Origin of the sequence: Synechococcus sp. CCY9202 (assembly GCF_034931685.1) — a bacterium.
Classification (GTDB): Bacteria; Cyanobacteriota; Cyanobacteriia; order PCC-6307; family Cyanobiaceae; genus CBW1002.
This window is the reverse complement of record NZ_JAYGID010000016.1, coordinates 1-2,107: the sequence shown is the minus strand read 5'-3', so window position 1 is coordinate 2,107 and position 2,107 is coordinate 1. Positions and strand designations below refer to the sequence as shown.

The following is a 2,107-nucleotide window of genomic DNA, read 5'->3' as shown; positions in this document are numbered from 1 at the left end:
CCCCTGCGGCTCGACTGGCCGGCCGGCTTCCCCCAGCACTGGGGGGCGGCCTTTGCGGATGACCAGGCCGGCTCCGGCGATGACCAGCTCTCAGGCCATTCGCAGGCGCCGCCGGTGCTGTGGATCACCAATCCCCATAACCCCAGCGGCCAGCTCTGGAGCCGCGACTCCCTGGCGCCGCTGCTGGAGCGCCACCGGCTCGTGATCGTGGACGAGGCCTTCCTGCCCCTGGTTCCCGCTGGAGAGGACCAATCCCTGGCGCCCCTGCTGCCGCACCATCCCAACCTGGTGGTGATCCGCAGCCTCACCAAGCTGCTGTCGATCGCGGGCCTGCGGCTGGGCTATGCCCTGGCCGCACCGGAACGCCTGCAGCGGTGGAGCTCCTGGCGGGATCCCTGGCCGGTGAATGGCCCGGCGGCGGCGATGGCGGCCGGCTGGCTCGCCGATGGGCCGCGGCGCGACCGCTGGGCGGCAAGGGTGCAGCGTTGGGTGGCGATGGAAGGGCCCTGGCTGGCAGCTCAGCTGGCGGCACTGCCGGGGCTGACGCCGATGCCCTCGGCGGCGAACTTCCTGCTGCTGCATCACGCAGGCGGAGCATCACTCGAGCCGCTGCGGCTGGCTCTGGAGCAGCGCCACCGCATCCTGTTGCGTGGCTGCCGCTCCTTCGAGGGGCTGGGGGAGGGCTGGCTGCGCATCGGCCTCCAGGATCGGCGGCGTCATCGCCGCCTGCTCCAGGCCCTGGCCCTGGAGTGGGGGCGCTGCGGCCTGCAGGGCTGACAGGGCGTTCCGCTGAGACGGTGATCCGCTGAGACGGCTTGCAGTGGAGACGGCTCTCAGGCCTGGGGCTGTTGTTCGGCGTTTGCCGCGCCGAGCTCCACCAGCAGCGCCGCCACCTGCCGGTCGGCATCGCGCACGGCCAGGCGCTCCATGCCCCGCCGCAGGCTCAGCAGGGGATCGGCATCGGGCTGGACCGGCTCTCCTTCCAATCGTGGGCCCAGCAGCCGCCAGAGGGTGCGCTCCAGGTCGGGATCGGAGGGGGGCTGTTGCGCCACGATCACCGCCGCCCCCACCGCCGCTGCCGCTGCCGCGTTGGCGTCCTGGTGGTGGTCGGCGGCCTGCGGGAAGGGCACCAGGATCGCCGGGGTGCCACACACCGCCAGTTCACTGAGGCTGCCGGCCCCGGCGCGGCTGATCGCCAGGTCGGCGTGCTGCAGCAGGCCCGCCATGGCCTCGCTGAAGGGCCGTTCCACCAGGCCGCTGAGGCTGGTCTGGCCGGCTTCAGGATCGTTGCTGCCGGTGAGATGCACCACCCGACAGCCGGCCGCCACCAGCTTCGGCAGCAGCGGTCGCACCATCCGGTTCAGGCCCAGGGCCCCCTGGCTGCCGCCCACCACCAGCAGCAGCGGGCCATCACCGGCCGGTACCCATTCCGGCAGGGGGGCCGGTTCCAGCAGTGCCTGGCGCACCGGTGTGCCGGTGACCAGCGGCCGGCAGCGGGGCAGCCGCTCGGCCGCCTGCGGCAACCCCACCGCCACCCGGCTGCAGAGGCGGCCCAGCAGGCGCGTCACCTTGCCGGGGATGGCATTGCTCTCGTGCAGCACCACCGGCACGCCGCACCAGCGGGCCGCCAGAATCGCCGGTGCGGCGATGTAGCCGCCGCTGCTGAACACCACCGTGATCTGCTCCCGCCGGATCAGGCGGCGCACGGCCCGGGTGGCGTTGAGCAGCTTCAGCAGATTCCAGAGCTTGCGCAGACCTCGCCCCTGCAATCCACCGGCCCGCACCGTGTGGAGCGGATAGCGGCTCGGCACCAGCTGGCGCTCCAGTCGATCAGGCACCCCCAGCCATTGCACGCTCCAGGCGGGCGGCAGAGCCTCCGCCACAGCCAGGGCCGGAAACAGATGGCCACCCGTACCACTGGCGGCGATCAGAAGCCTGGGCATGGGCGGGGCGTGCGGCCGCGCCTAACTTAAAAGCCATGCCCGGGCCGCTCCACCGCTTGACCTTCCTGTCGCTGTCCCCTTCTCTCACGTCCTCCTCATCCCGCCGGGCAGCGCGCGCCGGCGTCGGCTGGGTCCGGCGCGGCCTGGCCGCCGCTCTGGTGCTG

General features: G+C 72.9%; 2 protein-coding genes. One reads left to right on the top strand and one right to left on the bottom strand.

Features of this window, described 5'->3' with window-relative positions; all coding sequences use genetic code 11:
• A partial coding sequence (locus VB777_RS01960; RefSeq protein WP_323246749.1) for an aminotransferase class I/II-fold pyridoxal phosphate-dependent enzyme occupies window positions 1–777 on the top strand: 777 nt, incomplete at its 5' end.
• 56 nt (window positions 778–833) lie between these two features.
• On the opposite strand, the gene murG is transcribed toward VB777_RS01960, so the two are convergent.
• Window positions 834–1,943: an undecaprenyldiphospho-muramoylpentapeptide beta-N-acetylglucosaminyltransferase gene (murG, locus tag VB777_RS01955; RefSeq protein WP_323246747.1), complete on the bottom strand. Its 1,110-nt coding sequence runs from the start codon at window positions 1,941–1,943 to the stop codon at window positions 834–836.
• Window positions 1,944–2,107 lie beyond the last annotated feature (164 nt).